This is a genomic window from Mycolicibacterium mageritense, assembly GCF_010727475.1.
Taxonomy (GTDB): domain Bacteria; phylum Actinomycetota; class Actinomycetes; order Mycobacteriales; family Mycobacteriaceae; genus Mycobacterium; species Mycobacterium mageritense.
Map to the genome: position 1 here is coordinate 5,466,897 of NZ_AP022567.1, position 18,301 is coordinate 5,485,197.

General features: G+C 67.5%; 17 protein-coding genes and 2 tRNA genes. 13 read left to right on the forward strand and 6 right to left on the reverse strand.

Annotation, left to right across the window (positions count from 1 at the left end):
- Entirely contained in the window at positions 1–849 is an 849-nt protein-coding gene (locus G6N67_RS26380) for a DoxX family protein (protein WP_036436486.1), read from the forward strand.
- 4 nt (positions 850–853) lie between these two features.
- Here the strand turns inward: G6N67_RS26380 and G6N67_RS26385 are convergent, their stop codons facing one another.
- Complete coding sequence (locus tag G6N67_RS26385) at positions 854–1,252, reverse strand: PH domain-containing protein (RefSeq protein ID WP_036436488.1); 399 nt, start codon at positions 1,250–1,252, stop codon at positions 854–856.
- 298 nt (positions 1,253–1,550) lie between these two features.
- On the opposite strand from G6N67_RS26385, the gene G6N67_RS26390 reads away from it, so the two are divergent.
- From G6N67_RS26390 to ilvC, 3 genes are read left to right on the forward strand one after another with little or no spacing between them, the layout of a single operon-like run.
- Positions 1,551–3,413 (forward strand): acetolactate synthase large subunit, encoded by a 1,863-nt coding sequence (locus tag G6N67_RS26390; protein WP_036436490.1) that lies wholly within the window; start codon positions 1,551–1,553, stop codon positions 3,411–3,413.
- Positions 3,414–3,444: 31 nt separating this feature from the next.
- On the forward strand, positions 3,445–3,957 hold the full coding sequence (gene ilvN / locus G6N67_RS26395) for an acetolactate synthase small subunit (protein WP_036436493.1): 513 nt from the start codon (positions 3,445–3,447) through the stop codon (positions 3,955–3,957).
- A gap of 42 nt (positions 3,958–3,999) precedes the next feature.
- Positions 4,000–5,013 carry a ketol-acid reductoisomerase gene (gene ilvC, locus G6N67_RS26400; protein ID WP_036436495.1) on the forward strand — a complete coding sequence of 338 codons (1,014 nt, stop codon included), beginning with the start codon at positions 4,000–4,002 and terminating at the stop codon, positions 5,011–5,013.
- 73 nt (positions 5,014–5,086) lie between these two features.
- Here ilvC and G6N67_RS26405 read toward each other — a convergent pair whose 3' ends face one another.
- The 3 genes from G6N67_RS26405 to G6N67_RS26415 are packed head-to-tail and all read right to left on the reverse strand — an operon-like array spanning position 5,087 to position 7,452.
- Positions 5,087–5,371, reverse strand: a complete 285-nt coding sequence (locus G6N67_RS26405) for a hypothetical protein (protein ID WP_081812731.1) — start codon at positions 5,369–5,371, stop codon at positions 5,087–5,089.
- Positions 5,372–5,431: 60 nt separating this feature from the next.
- Complete coding sequence (gene wrbA, locus G6N67_RS26410; RefSeq protein ID WP_036436499.1) at positions 5,432–6,028, reverse strand: NAD(P)H:quinone oxidoreductase; 597 nt, start codon at positions 6,026–6,028, stop codon at positions 5,432–5,434.
- The gene (locus G6N67_RS26415) at positions 6,025–7,452 is read right to left on the reverse strand and encodes a phytoene desaturase family protein (protein WP_036436501.1); all 1,428 of its coding nucleotides are present in this window, start codon (positions 7,450–7,452) and stop codon (positions 6,025–6,027) included. Before G6N67_RS26415 ends, wrbA begins: the two co-directional genes overlap by 4 nt.
- A 59-nt stretch (positions 7,453–7,511) precedes the next feature.
- On the opposite strand from G6N67_RS26415, the gene serA reads away from it, so the two are divergent.
- From serA to G6N67_RS26430, 3 genes are all read left to right on the forward strand, one after another.
- On the forward strand, positions 7,512–9,098 hold the full coding sequence (serA, locus tag G6N67_RS26420) for a phosphoglycerate dehydrogenase (protein ID WP_036436503.1): 1,587 nt from the start codon (positions 7,512–7,514) through the stop codon (positions 9,096–9,098).
- Entirely contained in the window at positions 9,095–10,108 is a 1,014-nt protein-coding gene (locus G6N67_RS26425) for a 3-isopropylmalate dehydrogenase (RefSeq protein ID WP_036436505.1), read from the forward strand. The genes serA and G6N67_RS26425 overlap by 4 nt, the downstream gene beginning before the upstream one ends.
- A 175-nt stretch (positions 10,109–10,283) precedes the next feature.
- On the forward strand, positions 10,284–10,844 hold the full coding sequence (locus tag G6N67_RS26430) for a hemerythrin domain-containing protein (RefSeq protein WP_036436507.1): 561 nt from the start codon (positions 10,284–10,286) through the stop codon (positions 10,842–10,844).
- Here G6N67_RS26430 and G6N67_RS26435 read toward each other — a convergent pair.
- Positions 10,841–12,022 carry an MFS transporter gene (locus G6N67_RS26435; protein ID WP_036436509.1) on the reverse strand — a complete coding sequence of 394 codons (1,182 nt, stop codon included), beginning with the start codon at positions 12,020–12,022 and terminating at the stop codon, positions 10,841–10,843. The two genes, G6N67_RS26430 and G6N67_RS26435, sit on opposite strands and share 4 nt — an antisense overlap.
- A gap of 125 nt (positions 12,023–12,147) precedes the next feature.
- On the opposite strand from G6N67_RS26435, the gene G6N67_RS26440 reads away from it, so the two are divergent.
- The 5 genes from G6N67_RS26440 to G6N67_RS26460 all read left to right on the forward strand — a co-directional run bounded on the left by G6N67_RS26440 (position 12,148) and on the right by G6N67_RS26460 (position 15,948).
- A complete protein-coding gene (locus tag G6N67_RS26440) occupies positions 12,148–13,302 on the forward strand; it encodes an alpha/beta hydrolase family protein (protein ID WP_036438309.1) in 1,155 nt (384 codons plus the stop codon).
- Between the two features lie 50 nt (positions 13,303–13,352).
- A complete protein-coding gene (locus tag G6N67_RS26445) occupies positions 13,353–14,156 on the forward strand; it encodes a fumarylacetoacetate hydrolase family protein (protein WP_036436511.1) in 804 nt (267 codons plus the stop codon).
- Positions 14,157–14,166: 10 nt separating this feature from the next.
- On the forward strand, positions 14,167–15,627 hold the full coding sequence (gene gltX, locus G6N67_RS26450; protein WP_036436513.1) for a glutamate--tRNA ligase: 1,461 nt from the start codon (positions 14,167–14,169) through the stop codon (positions 15,625–15,627).
- 115 nt (positions 15,628–15,742) lie between these two features.
- Positions 15,743–15,817 (forward strand) — tRNA-Gln (locus G6N67_RS26455).
- 58 nt (positions 15,818–15,875) lie between these two features.
- Positions 15,876–15,948: transfer RNA gene (locus G6N67_RS26460), tRNA-Glu, on the forward strand.
- A 97-nt stretch (positions 15,949–16,045) separates the two neighbouring features.
- Here G6N67_RS26460 and G6N67_RS26465 read toward each other — a convergent pair.
- Positions 16,046–16,747 carry an IclR family transcriptional regulator gene (locus G6N67_RS26465; protein ID WP_036436515.1) on the reverse strand — a complete coding sequence of 234 codons (702 nt, stop codon included), beginning with the start codon at positions 16,745–16,747 and terminating at the stop codon, positions 16,046–16,048.
- Positions 16,748–16,854: 107 nt separating this feature from the next.
- Here G6N67_RS26465 and leuC point away from each other — a divergent pair, with 107 nt between their 5' ends.
- Positions 16,855–18,297, forward strand: a complete 1,443-nt coding sequence (gene leuC, locus G6N67_RS26470) for a 3-isopropylmalate dehydratase large subunit (RefSeq protein WP_036436517.1) — start codon at positions 16,855–16,857, stop codon at positions 18,295–18,297.
- Positions 18,298–18,301: the final 4 nt, after the last annotated feature.

An 18,301-nucleotide genomic window follows, 5' to 3' on the forward strand; every position in this document is an offset into this window, starting at 1 on the left:
GTGACCAGTCACTCGCAGGACGCAAACGCTTGGCAGAGACCTGCTTCTTCGGGGTCCGGCGATTCCGGCCGGCCCGCCGCGGCAAGCCTGGTCGACCCGGAAGACGACCTGCCGTCCTCGACGTACGGCGGCGACTTCGAGACCACGGCAATCCCGCGTTACGACTCGGCCAAGCCGGAGCAGCCGGCGTACGGCCTGGTCGGTGACCCTGAGCCGCTGCCGTATGTGCAGCCCGGCGTCGGGCAGCCCCTTGCGCCCTTCTCAGCCGAGCCGGCCGAGATCGAACGCGACGAGTTCGTCGACGATCGGGTCAGGGCGGCCGGCCGGCGCGGTACCCAGGATCTGGGCCTGCTCATCCTGCGCGTCGCGATCGGCGGATTCTTCATCGTCCACGGCCTGCAGAAGGCTTTCGGCTGGTGGGGCGGTCCCGGTTTGGACGGCTTCAAGACGTCACTGTCGGACATGGGCTTCCAGCACGCCGACATCCTCACGTATGTGGCCACGGGAGGCCAGCTCGCGATCGGCGTTCTGCTGGTCTTGGGACTGTTCACCCCGGTGGCCGCGGCCGCGGCACTGGCCTACCTGCTCAACGGCGTGCTCGCCGAGGCCATGCTCGCCCACGAGCAGGCCAGGCTTTCGGCATTCCTCACCGACGGCCACGAATACCGGCTGATCCCGGTCGTCGTTGCGGCCGCGATCATCCTGACCGGTCCGGGGCGCTACGGATTCGACGCGGGCCGCGGGTGGGCCAGGCGCCCGTTCGTGGGGTCGTTCGTCGCGCTGCTGCTCGGTGTCGGTGCCGGCATCGGGATCTGGGCGCTGCTCAACGGCGGCAATCCGTTGTCGTGACGGCTCACGCGTAGGGATTGGGCACGCGGCCGCCGCTCACGTCGGTCAGTAGCGGCAGCGATCCGAAGGTGACCGCCGGCAGGCGCAGGTCCGAGCCGTCGTGCAGCTGCGCGATCGCCCAGGCCGACCGCTCGAAGCGCAGTCCGTCGATGTCGGACCACGGCACAGTGACACTGCTGAGAAGCGACCGGGCCGTCACGTTCTCGGTGTCGGCCACCGTGCGGTACCGCACGATCGCGAACGACAGCCCGACGGGGATGACCAGCAGCGGGGCGAACCACGTGGGATTGGTGAACACCAAGGCCAGCAGCCCGAGCGCGAAGAATCCGACCGCGAAGTGGGCCATCGGGGAGATCCGGATGACGACCGGCTTGGTAGCGGAACGTGGCTTCACAGTCTCCATCCTTGCACTCGCGCGCGAGCGGACCGGCCGCCTGTCCCCGCTGGTCGACCGCAATTTGACCTTTGACCAGTACGGCAGCTACCGTCAGGTGCTATGCACACCCCCGGATTGCTCGTAGTAATTGGTTGGCGCGTTGATGCCGCGCTGGCCCTCTGCCGGGCATAGCCACCAGCATCGACGCGCCACCCTCGTACAGCAGCCTGCTGACGGGGGTTTTTTGTTGCTTCAAGCGCGCCGCCCAACATTGAAAACCGAGATTCGCCCGAAGAGGACGTGACGAGAACGTGAAGAGGACATCGTGAGCGCACCGACCACACGACCGGCGGAACAGACCGCCACCTCACAGGCCAACGGCGCATCGCCGGTCAAGGCCGACCAGCCCCAGCCCAAGCGGGTTGCGCCCCATCAGCTCACCGGCGCGCAAGCGGTGGTGCGGTCCTTGGAGGAGCTCGGCGTCGACGTCATCTTCGGCATCCCGGGCGGCGCGGTGCTGCCGGTCTACGATCCGCTGTTCGATTCGCAGAAGCTGCGCCACGTCCTGGTCCGGCATGAGCAGGGCGCAGGCCACGCGGCCAGCGGCTACGCGCATGCCACCGGCAAGGTCGGCGTGATGATGGCGACCTCGGGCCCGGGCGCGACCAACCTGGTCACGCCGCTGGCCGACGCCCAGATGGACTCGATCCCGGTCGTGGCGATCACCGGTCAGGTCGGACGCGGCCTCATCGGCACCGACGCCTTCCAGGAAGCCGACATCACGGGCATGACCATGCCCATCACCAAGCACAACTTCCTGGTGCGCAACGGCGACGACATCCCACGCGTGATCGCCGAGGCCTTCCACATCGCGTCAAGCGGACGGCCAGGCGCAGTTCTCGTTGACATCCCCAAGGACATCCTGCAGGGCGAGTGCACGTTCAGCTGGCCGCCGCGCATCGACCTGCCCGGCTACAAGCCGAACACCAAGCCGCACAACCGGCAGATCCGTGAGGCGGCCAAGCTCATCGCGGCGGCCCGCAAGCCGGTGCTCTACGTCGGCGGCGGGGTCATCCGCGGCGAAGCCACCGAGCAGTTGCTGGAACTGGCCGAGTTGACGGGCATCCCGGTGGTCACCACGCTGATGGCCCGCGGTGCATTCCCCGACAGCCACCCCCAGCACATGGGCATGCCCGGCATGCACGGCACCGTCGCCGCAGTCGCCGCGCTACAGCGCAGCGATCTGCTGATCGCGCTGGGCACGCGCTTCGACGACCGCGTGACCGGTCAACTCTCGTCGTTCGCGCCCGAGGCCAAGGTGATCCACGCCGACATTGACCCGGCCGAGATCGGCAAGAACCGGCACGCCGACGTGCCGATCGTCGGTGACGTCAAGGCTGTCATCACCGAGCTGATCGAGTCGTTGCGCAAGACCGGAACCAGTGCCGACACACTGGATCTCGCCGACTGGTGGAAGTACCTGTCCGGCGTCCGCTCGACATACCCGCTGAGCTACGGTCCGCAGAGCGACGGCAGCCTGTCGCCCGAGTACGTCATCGAGAAGCTGGGACAGATCGCCGGACCGGATGCCGTGTACGTCGCGGGTGTGGGTCAGCACCAGATGTGGGCCGCGCAGTTCATCAAGTACGAGAAGCCGAAGACGTGGCTGAACTCGGGTGGCCTCGGCACCATGGGCTTCGCGGTGCCCGCGGCCATGGGCGCCAAGTTCGCCAGGCCCGAGGCCGAGGTGTGGGCCATCGACGGTGACGGCTGCTTCCAGATGACCAACCAGGAGCTGGCCACCTGTGCGTTGGAGGGTGCGCCGATCAAGGTCGCGCTGATCAACAACGGCAACCTTGGCATGGTCCGGCAGTGGCAGACGCTGTTCTACGAGGAGCGCTACAGCCAGACCAACCTGGCCACGCACTCGCACCGGATCCCGGACTTCGTGAAGCTGGCCGAGGCGCTGGGATGCGTCGGATTGCGTTGTGAGCGTGCCGAAGACGTCGAAGACGTGATCAACCAGGCACGCGCGATCAACGATCGCCCGGTGGTGATCGACTTCATCGTCGGCGCCGACGCCCAGGTGTGGCCTATGGTCGCCGCGGGCACCAGCAACGACGAGATCATGGCGGCGCGGGACATCCGGCCGTTGTTCGACGACGAGGACGGCGAGGGACACGCCTGATGAGCGCTTGCGCGAAGAAGAGAGAACCCTGATGAGTAACGGAATGCCCACGCACACCTTGTCGGTGCTGGTCGAGGACAAACCCGGCGTGCTGGCCCGGGTGGCCTCGCTGTTCTCCCGCCGTGGCTACAACATCCAGTCCCTGGCGGTGGGTGCCACCGAGCAGAAGGACATGTCGCGGATGACGATCGTCGTCAGCGTCGAGGATTCGCCGCTCGAACAGATCACCAAGCAGCTCAACAAGTTGATCAACGTGATCAAGATCGTCGAGCAAGAAGAAGACAACTCGGTCTCCCGTGAACTCGCCTTGATCAAGGTGCGGGCCGATCCGAGTACCCGGAGCCAGGTCATCGAAGCGGTGAACCTGTTCCGTGCCAAGGTGGTCGATGTCTCGACCGAGTCGCTGACCGTCGAGGCCACCGGCACGCCGGAGAAGTTGGAAGCCCTGCTGCGGATCCTGGAGCCGTACGGCATCCGGGAACTCGCGCAGTCCGGTGTGGTGTCGGTGTCCCGAGGGCCACGCGGCATCGGCACGGTGAAGTAGCGTCAAACGGCTGTATAGCTAGAAAGAGAAGGAAATTCACGCATGGCAGTTGAGATGTTCTACGACGACGATGCGGACCTGTCGATCATCCAGGGTCGCAAGGTCGGCGTCATCGGCTACGGCAGCCAGGGGCACGCGCATTCGCTCTCGCTGCGCGACTCGGGCGTGCAGGTCAAGGTCGGCCTGAAAGAAGGCTCGAAGTCACGGGTGAAGGTCGAGGAGCAGGGCCTTGAGGTCGACACGCCTGCCGAGGTCGCCAAGTGGGCCGACGTCATCATGGTGCTCGCGCCCGACACCGCGCAGGCCGAGATCTTCCGCAACGACATCGAGCCGAACCTCGAAGACGGCAACGCGCTGTTCTTCGGCCACGGCCTCAACATCCACTTCGGTCTGATCAAGCCGCCGGCCAACGTCACCGTCGGCATGGTCGCGCCGAAGGGGCCGGGGCACCTGGTGCGCCGCCAGTTCGTCGACGGCAAGGGCGTGCCCTGCCTGATCGCCATCGACCAGGATCCCAAGGGCGAGGGCCAGGCGCTGGCGCTCTCGTATGCCGCCGCGATCGGTGGCGCCCGGGCCGGCGTCATCAAGACCACATTCAAGGAAGAGACCGAGACCGATCTGTTCGGTGAGCAGGCCGTGCTGTGCGGTGGCACCGAGGAACTGGTCAAGACCGGTTTCGAGGTCATGGTCGAGGCGGGTTACGCGCCCGAGATGGCGTACTTCGAGGTGCTGCACGAGCTCAAGCTCATCGTCGACCTGATGTACGAGGGCGGCATCGCGCGCATGAACTACTCGGTGTCCGACACCGCTGAGTTCGGTGGCTACCTTTCGGGCCCGCGCGTGATCGACGCGGGCACCAAGGAACGGATGAAGGACATCCTCAAGGACATCCAGGATGGCACCTTCGTCAAGCGCCTGGTGGCCAACGTCGAGGGCGGCAACAAGGAGCTCGAGGGCCTGCGCAAGGAGAACGCCGAGCACCCGATCGAGGTCACCGGCAAGAAGCTGCGCGACCTGATGAGCTGGGTCGACCGGCCGATCACCGAAACGGCCTGATCTCATACGCCGACTGGCCAGTTACTGCACGCGAAGCTCGAAAAAGCGTGCAGTAACTGGCCTTTCGGCTCTTCTAGACAATTCGGTACCCGATCCCGGCCAGCGTACGCACGACGTTCCTGCCGTCGGCGCTGCCCGGCAGTTTTTCGGTGTGGTCGATCTGCAGGCCCTCCCCGACGACTCCGTACAGTTCGGTGGACACCGGATCGTCGGGCTCTGGCGGCTCGATGCGGCCGTCGGGATAGACGCACTGCGCCCGCATGGCCCACATCTGCTGCGACGCCGCGACGACGTGGTAACCACACCACGGTGGGCTCACGTGGTACAGCTCCATGTCGCCCACCGCGAACAACTTCATGACCGGATCCGAATGCGGCACGGATCCGACGAGACGTGCGATACCCCCGGTGCTCACCCGTCAAATCAGCCGGTCGGTCACGCTGACGACGCGGCGAGCCAGGTGCTCCAAGGCCGCTTCCGTCGTGTCGTCGAAATCGCTGATGTTGTCGTGATTGGCCAGCAGGCTCGCACCGTACGGGTTGCCGTCGGCGAACTTGAGGGGTTCGGTGTAGCCGGGCGGCACGATGATGCCGCCCCAGTGCATGAGCGTGACGTAGAGCGTGAGCAGCGTGGTTTCCTGCCCGCCGTGTGCGGTGTTGGTCGAGGTGAACCCCGCGTAGACCTTGTCGGCGAGCTTGCCCTGTGACCACAGACCGCCGAGCGAATCGAGAAAGCCGCGCAATTGCGAAGCGACGGAGCCGAATCGGGTCGGGGAGCCGAAGATCACCGCGTCAGCCCAGACCACATCGTCGCCGGAGGCCGACGGAAGATCCTTGGTGGCTTCGTAATTGGCGGTCCAGGCCGGATTGTGGGCGAACGACTCGGGGTCGGCCGTCTCGGCGACGTGGCGGACGCGGACTTCCGCACCTGCCGATTCGGCAGCCTTGGCGACGCGTTGCGCCATGCTGGTGCCGTGGCCGGTGGCTGAGTAGTAGATGACTGCGAGTTTGGTCACGGCGCCAGCTTAGGCAGTTGCGTGATGCCGAACTCGCGTTTGAGCATCGTGCGGGCGGCGTAGTAGCCGGCCATCCCGTGCACTCCGCCGTTCGGTGGAGCCGCGGCCGAACACAGATACGCCCGGGGGACCGGGGTGGCCCATGGCACCAGTCGCAGTGTGGGCCCGGCGAGCGCGCGCCACGCGCTGTTGCCGCCGCCCGTGATGTCCCCGGCGGTGAGGCTCGCGTTGTGCTCGGCGAGTCTGGACGCGGGGACGGAACGGGTTGCCACCACGATGTCGCGGAACCCGGGGGCGAATCGCTCCATGATCTCGACCACGGCGTCGGTCTGATCGAGCGGCGAGTCGCGGGGCACGTGCACATAGCTCCAGAACGGTCGACGACCCTGGGCGTCAACCCGATTCGGGTCGGCAACGTGGGGAGATGCCGCGAGCACCATAGGCCAGTCGGCATGCCTGCCCCGCGCGATGGCCCGCTCGGCGCGGGCCATCTGCGGGCGGGTGCCGCCGAGGTGGAACGTGACCGTGTGGGCCAGCCGTGCGTCGCGCCAAGGGATCTCGTCGGCCAGCACGAAATCGACCTTCGCCACTCCGGGGTTGGGGCGCAGCCTGCGCAACGCCGCCGCGTAACGCGACGGCAGCCGGTCGCCGTAGATGTTCAGCAGGGCTTTGGCCGGAGTGTCGTAGAGCACCACGCCCTGCGGCGGTTCCGTGACGGGCTCACCGAGCACCAATTCGCCGCCGTGCGCCAGCAGGTCGGCGATCAACGCGTCGGCGATGGCCTGGCTGCCGCCCGTCGGCACGGGCCACCCCACCGAGTGCGCCAACACGGCCAGCATCATGCCCAAGCCCGCGGACGTCATCGAGGGCATCTGCGAAATCGTGTGCGCGGCAACACCACTCAACAGAGCGCGAGCATCCTCGCCGCGCAGCAGATTCCACGCCGGGCTGCCCTGGATCAACATCCGCAGCGCGAGGCGGGCCGCGGTGACGAGGTCGGGCGGCAATGAGCGCTTGTCGCCGAGCACGAAGGCGGTCGCGGCCTCGCTGCGCCGCACCATCGGTCCCAGAAGCCATCGCCACGAGGCGCCGTGGCTCAACTCGGCGCACGTGCGCTCGAGGTCGCGGTAGGCCACTGCGGCGGGCCTGCCGGGCAGCGGATTGGCGTAGGAGATCTCCGGAACGTTCAACGCGATGCGATCCGCCAGACCGAACTCGGCGAAGAACGGCGACGCGTACGCCAGCGGGTGTACGGCCGAACAGACGTCATGGAGCACGCCGGGGAACTCCGGGTCGGGTGCGCTGCGGGTACCGCCGCCCGCGGTCGCCTGTGCCTCGATGACCCGGACCGACAGGCCGGCGCGGGCGCATATGACCGCGGCGGCCAGTCCGTTGGGGCCGCTGCCGACGACTGTGACGTCCACGCCACCAGTAGACCGCACGCGCTGCGGGCGTGGTAAGGGCCACACACTAGGCTGTCCGCGTGAGTCTTCCCGTTGTACTGATTGCCGACAAGCTCGCGGAATCGACTGTTGCCGCCCTGGGCGACCAGGTAGAGGTCAGGTGGGTCGACGGTCCGGACCGCGAGAAGCTGCTGGCCGCCGTGCCCGAGGCCGACGCGCTGCTGGTGCGTTCCGCGACGACGGTCGACGCCGAGGTCATCGCCGCGGCCCCGAAGCTCAAGATCGTCGCCCGCGCGGGCGTCGGCCTGGACAATGTCGACGTCGACGCTGCCACGGCGCGCGGTGTGCTCGTGGTCAACGCGCCGACCTCCAACATCCACAGTGCGGCCGAGCATGCGCTCGCGCTGCTGCTGGCGGCCGCGCGCCAGATCCCCGCCGCCGACGCGACCTTGCGTGAACACACCTGGAAGCGGTCGTCGTTCTCGGGTACCGAGATCTTCGGCAAGACCGTCGGTGTCGTCGGCCTCGGCCGCATCGGTCAGCTCGTCGCGCAGCGGCTCGCGGCGTTCGGCGCGCACATCGTCGCGTACGACCCTTACGTCTCGCAGGCCCGCGCCGCCCAGCTCGGCATCGAGTTGCTGCCGCTCGACGAGCTGCTCGGCCGCGCCGACTTCATCTCGGTGCACCTGCCCAAGACCAAGGAGACCGCCGGGCTGATCGGCAAGGAAGCGCTCGCCAAGACCAAGCCGGGCGTGATCATCGTCAACGCCGCGCGCGGCGGCCTGATCGACGAGCAGGCCCTGGCCGACGCGATCACCAGCGGCCATGTTCGCGCCGCGGGGCTCGACGTCTTCTCGACCGAGCCCTGCACCGACAGCCCGCTGTTCGAGCTGCCGCAGGTTGTCGTCACGCCGCACCTCGGCGCGTCGACCGCCGAGGCGCAGGACCGCGCAGGCACGGATGTGGCCGCGAGTGTGAAGCTCGCGCTGGCCGGCGAGTTCGTGCCCGACGCCGTCAACGTGGGTGGGGGAGTCGTCGGCGAAGAGGTCGCGCCGTGGCTGGAACTGGTCCGCAAGCTGGGCCTGCTGGTCGGTGTGCTCTCCGACGCGCCGCCCGTGACGCTGTCGGTGCAGGTGCGTGGTGAGCTGGCGTCGGAAGACGTTGAGATTCTACGGCTTTCGGCGCTTCGCGGGCTGTTCTCCGCCGTGGTCGACGAGCAGGTGACGTTCGTCAACGCGCCGGCCCTCGCGGCCGACCGCGGTGTGACCGCCGATATCAGCACCGCGACCGAAAGCCCCAACCACCGCAGCGTCGTCGACGTCCGCGCGGTGCACGCCGACGGCTCGGCCATCAACGTGGCCGGCACGCTGTCCGGTCCGCAGCAGGTGCAGAAGGTCGTCCAGATCAACGGCCGCAACTTCGATCTGCGTGCCGAGGGCGTCAACCTGATCGTCAACTACACCGATCAGCCCGGTGCGCTGGGCAAGATCGGCACCCTGCTGGGTGGCGCCAACGTCAACATCCTCGGCGCGCAGTTGAGCCAGGACGCCACCGGCGACAATGCGACGGTGATGCTGCGCCTGGACACCGACGTGCCCGACGACGTGCGCGCCGCGATCGCCTCGGCGGTCGGCGCCACCACACTGGAAGTGGTTGACCTGTCATGAAGCTCGCTGTAATCGCCGGTGACGGCATCGGACCGGAAGTCATCGCGGAAGCGCTGAAGGTGCTCGACGTGGTGCTGCCCGGTGTGGAGCGCACCGAATACGACCTGGGCGCGCGGCGGTACCACGCCACCGGTGAACTGCTCACCGAGGACACCATCGAGGAGCTGCGCTCGCACGACGCGATCCTGCTCGGTGCGATCGGCGATCCTTCGGTGCCCAGCGGTGTGCTCGAGCGCGGCTTGCTGCTCAAGCTGCGGTTCGCGCTCGACCATCACGTGAACCTGCGACCGGGACGCCTGTATGCCGGCGTCAGCAGCCCGCTGACCGGGGTGTCCGACATCGATTTCGTGGTGGTCCGCGAAGGCACCGAAGGCCCGTACACCGGTAACGGCGGTGCCCTGCGCGTCGGCACCCCGCACGAGGTGGCCACCGAGGTCAGTGTCAACACGGCGTTCGGCGTCGAGCGCGTCGTACGGGATGCGTTCGCCCGCGCGCAGACGCGGCGCAAGCATCTGACGTTGGTGCACAAGACGAATGTGCTGGCCTTCGCCGGCGGGCTGTGGTCGCGCATCGTGGCCGAGGTCGGCAAGGAGTACCCCGACGTCGAGGTCGCCTACCAGCACATCGACGCCGCGACCATCCACATGGTCACCGATCCCGGCCGCTTCGACGTGATCGTCACCGACAACCTCTTCGGCGACATCATCACCGATCTGGCCGCCGCGGTGTGCGGCGGCATCGGCCTGGCCGCGAGCGGCAACATCGACGCGACGCGGACCAACCCGTCGATGTTCGAGCCCGTGCACGGCAGCGCGCCCGACATCGCGGGGCAGGGCATCGCAGATCCGACCGCGGCCGTCATGAGCGTGGCGCTCTTGCTGGCGCACGTCGGCGAGACCGAGGCCGCCGCGCGCGTCGACAAGGCTGTCGGCGAGCATCTGGCCACCCGCGGCGATGCCAAGCTGTCGACCAGCGAGGTCGGCGAGCGGATCGTCTCGCTCCTGGGTTGATCCTGCGCTGAGGGCGCGGATCCGTCGGATTTCTGCGCCCTCACCGCAGTCTCGGCGATGTGGTCATCGGAAGCGTTGGCCGGTAACCCGATTCGCCGACGGTTGAATCCGCCCTGGCTCCGGCCTAGCGTCAGAGTTGCCTGCATTCCGGGCGGCACCGACCGAGGAGCGAATCATGACGACGTCAGATACGCAGGATCTCGTCGACAGGATCATCGCGGATCACCGCGAGGTCGAAGCAGTCTTCAAGGAGATCGAGGGCTGCGGTACCCCGGCGAAACGGCACGAACTCGTCGAGCATGCCATCGCCGAACTCGTGCGCCATTCGATCGGGGAGGAGGAATACCTTTATCCCGCGGCCCGGAAGGCTCTGCCTGCCGGTGACGACCTGGCCAATCGGAAGCTCAGAGAGCACACCGACGCCGAATGGGTCATGAAGCGCATCGAGGGGCTGCACGCGGACGACACCCAATTCGAGAGCCTTATCACCAAGCTGATCGACGACGTCCGCCAACACTTCGAATCCGAGGAACGCGAGGTTCTCCCGGGCCTGCGCACCGCATGCAGCGATACGGAACTGCGCGCCCTCGGGGAGAAGTTCGAGCACAGCAAGCGCTCGGCACCGACCCGGCCGCATCCGTCCGCGCCGAATCGTGCACCGTTCAACAAGATCCTGGCGCCGGGCGAAGGCCTGATCGACCGGTTGCGCGATGCGATGACCGGCCGCAAGGTCTAGGTTTCAGCGTCGGCCGGTACCAGCGGGACGGCCAGCAGCGGCAGTACGGCGCACACCGCGAATGCCACGGGATACCCGGCGACACCGATCAATCCACCGAAGAGCGGTGCCGAGCTGGCGGTGGCCAGGTGCTGTGCGGTGTTCTGGGTGCCGAGCGCGCGGCCACTCCAGAACGGTCCGGCGATCTCGGCGATGGCCGTGAACGCCAGACCGTTGTCGGAAACCGTGATGACCGACGCGATCACGACCAGTGCGACGCTGATCGGCGAGCTCAGCCAATCGGTGAGCGCCAGTAGACCCATCGTCACGGCGGCCGCGGCCGCGATCGTGCGGATGGGCCGCAACCGCTGTCCGACGACGTCCGACCATCGGCCTGCCGCGATTCGTCCGGCGGCGCCCAACAATTGGGACACCGTGACCAGCGCGCCGGCCGATGCGGCGGACCAGCCGCGGTCACTCATGAGCCAGACCAGGGTGAAGGTCCACACCATGCCCTGCGGCACCACCAACAGCACCGATACGGCGTGGATGCGCCACAGGACCGACGAGCCGCGGTACGGATTGGCGAGATGCTCTTGAGGCGCCTCGGTGCGCGGTGGCCGCGGCGGATCGATGACACCCACGGCGCACATCACCGCCGCGAACGCACACACGATGGCGGGGAACAGCAATGCCGCTGTCACCCCGTGAGATTCGGCCAGCCGCGGAATCACCAGGGCGCCAAGGCCGACACCCAGCGGCGTGGCGGTCTGGCGGATACCCATCACCAGTCCGCGCTGGTTCGGCGGGAACCAGCCCACCACCAGGCGTCCGCTGGCGGAATTGCTGCTGGCCGCCGCCATCCCGCCCAACAGCAGGAACGCGCCGACCGCGACCAACGACTGCGCATAGGCCGCGGCGAGTGCCGCGGCGGCCGTCAGCGCCGAGCCGACCGCGAGCACGATCCGCTCGCCGACCCGGTCGACCAGGTAGCCCCATGCGATCAGCGTCACGACGAGGCCGAAGCTGGGCATCGATGACAGCAGACCGGCGGTCGCGAGGTCGAGCCCGCGTTCGTCGTGCAGCGTGGGGATGAGAAACGCTGCGCCGTTGATGAACACGTTGGCACAGGTCGTCGCGGTCAACGCGATCACGAGCATGGACCAACGGCGTGCAGTTCCGATCGACGGGCTGGTCATAAGGCCATCGTCGCACGCCGGTCTCAAAATATTGAACATGCATTCCACATCATGAGATCGGTGAACACGGCACTTAGCCTGTGACGGTGACTGTGGGCATGCGGCTTGTCGCAATTGCGGTGGTGATGGCGGGATTTGCGACGGCGACTCCGCTGCCGGTGGCCGGGGCTGCGGCCCCGGACTGGTCCGGCCTCGACGCCCGCGAGTACGCGGGCCCGATTCCCGCGCCGGGAACCCTGATCACGTCGGCCCCGCTGCCTCCCGCGCTGTCGGTCGCAGGTGCGGCCCGCGCTTATCGGATCTTGTATTCGACGGTGGATCAACATGATTCACCTGCGGTCAGCACCGCGGCGGTGTTCATCCCGCACGGCGAACCGCCCCAGGGCGGTTGGCCGGTGATCGCCTGGGCGCACGGCACGGTCGGGCTGGGTGATGACTGCACGCCTTCGGCGCAACCGCGCAGTGAGAGGGACAACGAGTACCTCAGTCATTGGCTGGAGCAGGGGTACGCCGTCGTCGGCTCCGATTACGCGGGGCTCGGCACGCCCGGTCTCATGAGCTATCTCAACAGCATCGCAACCGCGCACGGTGTGGTCGATTCGGTCATCGCGATGCATCAGATGGGGCTTCCGCTCTCGCCGAAGTGGACGATCGTCGGGCAGTCCCAGGGTGGCGGCGCGGCCGTCAACAGCGCGCGGTGGGCAACGGAATTCAGTCGCGGGACCGGCCTCGACTACCGCGGCGTGGTGGCGACCGGAACGCCCGCGGGAGTCGAGAACATCGTCATCCAGGCCGGCCCCGGCCTGGAGTTGCCCGCCGGCGCCGGGCCTGCGGCCAACAGTTACACGGCCTACCTGCTCGCGGGTCTCCGGGAAGCGCTCACCGGTATCGACATCGACAGTGTGCTCACGCCCGACGGGCGGGACGCCGTCGACAAGGCGCAGACCGTGTGCAAGCCGCAACTCGACCACGAGCTGGCGCGTATGACGCCAACAGGGTTCTTCAGCGCGCCGTTGGCCTCGCTGCCCGGGATCGCCGATGCGCTCGACCACTACCTCGGCACCCCCACCAGCGGGTATGACCGGCCGATCTTTCTCGGCGTCGGGCTGCTCGATCGTGATGTGCCACCCACGATGTCGCTTCAGCTCGACGATCAGCTGAAGGCCAACGGGCAGGACGTCACCCTCAAGGTCTATCCCGACCAGGACCACTCGGGCACGGTGCTGGCCTCGCTTGGCGACTCGACCCCGTTCCTGCGGGCGTTGTTCGACGGGAGCTGACGGCGATCACCCGGGGCCGCGCCACCAGGGCCGGTCATTAGGCTTACCCAATGCGCTTAGGTCGAATCGCCAGTCCTGACGGGGTCGCTTTCGTGAGCATCGAAGGCGACGGTGCGGACGCCGTCTGCAAGGAGATCGCCGAACATCCGTTCGGTACACCGAATTTCACCGGGCGGACCTGGCCACTGGCCGATGTGCGCCTGCTGGCACCGATTCTGGCCAGCAAGGTGATCTGCATGGGCAAGAACTACGCCGCACATGCCGAGGAGATGGGTGGCGTGGTCCCGGAGGATCCGGTGATCTTCCTCAAACCGAACACTGCGATCATCGGCCCGGGAGTGCCGATCCAGTTGCCGGCCGATGCGTTCCCGGTGCACCACGAGGGCGAACTCGCCGCCGTCATCGGACGGCCGTGCAAGGACGTGCCCGCCGCACGCGCCGCCGAGAACATCCTCGGCTACACGATCGCCAACGACGTGTCGGCGCGCGATCAGCAACAGAAGGATGGGCAGTGGATGCGGGCCAAGGGGCACGACACCTTCTGCCCGGTGGGCCCGTGGATCGAGACGGCGATCGATCCGTCGGATCTCGAAATCCGAACGGAGGTCACCCGTCCGATTGCCGGCTCCGCCGGCGAGAGTGAGGTACGGCAGCGCAGCCGAACCTCGTTGATGATCCACGACATCGGCGCGATCGTCGAGTGGGCGTCGGCTGTCATGACCCTGCTGCCCGGTGACCTCATCCTGACCGGAACACCCGAGGGCGTGGGCCCGATAGAGCACGGTGACACCGTGAGCATCACCGTCGAGGGCATCGGCACCCTCACCAATCCCGTTGTGCGCAAGCAGAAGTAGAGGTAAGTAGATGACCAACGCTCCCGTTCGGGTCCGATTCTGCCCGTCGCCCACCGGTACTCCGCACGTCGGCCTGGTCCGGACCGCGCTGTTCAACTGGGCGTATGCGCGACACACCGGCGGTACGTTCGTGTTCCGGATCGAGGACACCGACGCCGCGCGTGACAGCCAGGAAAGCTACGACGCGATTCTCGATGCATTGCGGTGGCTCGGACTCAATTGGGACGAGGGCCCCGAGGTCGGGGGTCCGCACGAGCCCTACCGGCAATCCGAGCGGTCCGCGATCTACCGCGATGTGATCGCGCGTCTCAAAGAGGCCGGCGAGGTGTACGAGGCCTACTCGACGCCGGCGGAGGTCGAGGCCCGCCACATCGCCGCGGGCCGAAATCCCAAGCTGGGCTACGACAACTTCGACCGTACGCTCACCGACGAGCAGCGCGCCCGGTTCGCCGCCGAGGGGCGCGAGCCGGTTTTGCGGCTGCGGATGCCCGACGAGGATCTCACCTGGAACGACCTGGTGCGGGGGCCGACCACGTTCGCCGCCGGTGTCGTGCCCGACTATGCGATCACGCGCGCCAACGGAGATCCGCTCTACACGTTGGTCAATCCGGTCGACGACGCGTTGATGAAGATCACCCATGTGCTCCGCGGTGAGGATCTGCTGCCGTCGACGCCGCGGCAGCTGGCGTTGTACCAGGCGCTCATCCGGATCGGCGTCACCGACGCGATCCCCGAATTCGCGCACCTGCCGAGCGTGCTGGGCGACGGCAACAAAAAGTTGTCGAAACGTGACCCGCAGTCAAATCTGTTCCTGCACCGCGATCGCGGATTCATCCCCGAGGGGCTGCTGAACTATCTGGCGCTGCTCGGGTGGGGCATCGCCGACGACCACGACGTGTTCAGCCTCGACGAAATGGTGGCGGCGTTCGACGTCGTCGACGTCAACTCAAACCCGGCCCGCTTCGACCAGAAGAAGGCCGACGCCATCAACGCCGAGCACATCCGCATGCTCGCGCCGGACGAGTTCACCGCGCGGCTCCGTGAGTACTTCGTCACACACGGCCATGACACCGGCCTGGACGACGCGGCATTCGCCGAGGCGGCCGCGTTGGTCCAGACCCGCATCGTCGTGCTGGGTGACGCGTGGGGGCTGCTGAAGTTCTTCAACGACGGCGACTACGAGCTCGACGAGAAGGCCGCGGGCAAGGAACTCAAGCCCGAGGCCGCGCCCGTGCTTGCCGCGGCCCTGAGCGCGCTTGAGGGCCTCGAAGAGTGGACCACAGCCGCGATCGAGGACGCCCTGAAGACGGCCCTCGTGGACGGCCTGGAGCTCAAACCCCGCAAGGCCTTCGGTCCTATCCGGGTCGCCGTGACCGGAGCGGCGGTCAGCCCGCCGCTGTTCGAGTCCATGGAACTGCTCGGCCGGGAGCGCAGTTTGGCCCGGTTGCGCGCCGTGGCGGACACCGTGTGAAAAGTGGGTCGAAATCTTTGGTAGTCTGCTCGTCGGCCCGATAAGCAAGGCGGGGAAGCCCCCGCCGAGCGGTTCGAGTCGAAAATGCCCGTGACCAGCGGTGATGGGCAGCCAATGGGGTATGGTGTAATTGGCAACACAGCTGATTCTGGTTCAGCCATTCTAGGTTCGAGTCCTGGTACCCCAGCCAATCGTGTCGATTAGGTCAGCGTGATCACCTGAGCTATGCTGACCAACCGGAAGTTCTAGCCCCCGTCGTCTAGCGGCCTAGGACGCCGCCCTCTCACGGCGGTAGCGTGGGTTCGAATCCCATCGGGGGTACAAACGCGAAAAGGCGCTCAGCTCGAAACGAGCTGAGCGCCTTTTCGTTGTTCGCCCGCCGGTCGCGTGCCGCGGGCGCGGGCAGGGGAGAGATGCCTCACAGTCTCCGGGTCAACGCATCGGCTGCCGCGAGGAGATCGGCGGCCCAGCGCGCCCCGGGGCGGCGGCCCATCCGATCGATCGGTCCGGATACCGACACCGCGGCGATCACGGTGCCGCGCCCGTCGCGCACCGGCGCGGAGACGCTCGCCACACCGGGCTCGCGTTCGGCCGCGCTCTGGGCCCATCCGCGCCGGCGTACCTCGGCCAGTGTCCGGTCGGTGAACTTGGCGGTCGGCAGCACGGCCTGCTGGGTGGCCGCATCGGCGTACGCCAGCAGGACCTTGGCGCCCGAGCCCGCGGTCATCGGCAATTGCGTACCGACGGGCACGGTGTCGCGCAGCCCGGCCGGTGGTTCGAGCGCAACCACGCACACCCGCGACAGTCCCTCCCTGCGGTACAGCTGGACGCTCTCGCCGGTGATCTCGCGGAGCCTCGGCAGCACCGCGGCCCCCGCGGCCAGCAGCGGATCGTTGACGTGCGAGGCCAATTCGGTGAGGGCCGGTCCGAGCCGCCAGCGCCCATCGCCGTCTCGGGCCAGCAGGCGGTGGGTCTCCAGGCCCGCGGCCAGCCGGTGGGCGGTGGCCCGGGGGAGGCCGGTCCGCTCCACCAGTTCGGCCAGCCCACACGGAGACTCCGCGACCGAGTGCAGTACGCCCACCGCTTTGTCGAGCACGCCGATGCCGCTATCATTTCTCACAGAGAGATACTAGCGTCTCGGAATGTGAGATGGCGAGTGTAGCTCTACAGCCCACGCGGACGCTCGATGCCGCCCGCATCTGCTTTGAACCGAAGCGAGTAGTAGCGATGAACGAACCGACACAGACTTCCGGAAAGCCGCGCACCATGGCCGAAAAGGTGTGGGCCGACCACGTTGTGGCCTCCCAGGAGGGCGAGCCCGACCTGATCTACATCGATCTGCATCTCGTGCACGAGGTCACCAGCCCGCAGGCCTTCGACGGGCTGCGCATGGCCGGACGCCCGGTCCGCAGGCCCGATCTGACCATCGCCACCGAGGATCACAACGTGCCGACGGTCGACATCGACAAGCCGATCGCCGACCCGGTGTCGCGAACACAGGTCGAGACATTGCGGCGCAATTGCGAGGAATTCGGCATCCGGCTGCATCCGATGGGCGACGCCGAGCAGGGCATCGTGCACATCATCGGGCCGCAACTCGGACTCACCCAACCCGGCATGACCGTGGTATGCGGCGACAGCCACACCTCGACGCACGGCGCATTCGGTGCCATCGCAATGGGTATCGGCACGTCTGAGGTCGAACACGTGCTGGCCACGCAGACGCTTCCGCTCAAGCCGTTCAAGACCATGGCGGTCAACGTCGACGGCGTCCTGCCCGCGGGCGTGAGTGCCAAGGACATCATCCTGGCCGTCATCGCCAAGATCGGCACGGGCGGTGGCCAAGGTCACGTCATCGAGTACCGCGGCAGCGCCATCGAGGCCCTGTCGATGGAAGGCCGGATGACGATCTGCAACATGAGCATTGAAGCCGGCGCGCGCGCCGGGATGGTCGCCCCCGACGAGACCACCTTCGAGTTCCTCAAAGGCCGCCCGCACGCGCCGCAGGGTGCGGACTGGGATGCCGCGGTTGCCGCCTGGAGCCGGTTGCGCACCGACGACGGCGCCGAATTCGACACCGAGGTCTACCTCGACGCGGCCTCGCTGAGCCCCTTTGTGACGTGGGGCACCAACCCGGGCCAGGGTGTTCCGCTCTCGGCGACCGTGCCCGATCCGGAGCTCATGGGCGACGACGCCGAACGCCAGGCCGCGGAAAAGGCATTGGCCTATATGGACCTTCGCGCGGGCATGGCCATGCGGGACATCGCCGTGGACACCGTGTTCGTCGGCTCGTGCACCAACGGCCGCATCGAGGATCTGCGGGTGGTGGCCGATGTGCTGAGGGGCCGGAAGGTGGCCGACGGTGTGCGGATGCTCGTCGTGCCGGGGTCGATGCGGGTGCGGGCGCAGGCCGAATCGGAAGGACTCGACCGGGTATTCACCGCGGCGGGGGCCGAGTGGCGCCAGGCCGGCTGCTCGATGTGTCTGGGGATGAACCCCGATCAGCTCTCGCCGGGGCAGCGCTGTGCCTCGACGTCGAATCGCAATTTCGAGGGCAGGCAGGGCAAGGGGGGCCGCACGCACCTGGTGTCGCCTGCCGTCGCGGCCGCCACCGCAGTCCGCGGAAAATTGGCGTCCCCAGCGGATCTGCCTGCTGTTACGAGCCGTTAGAGGA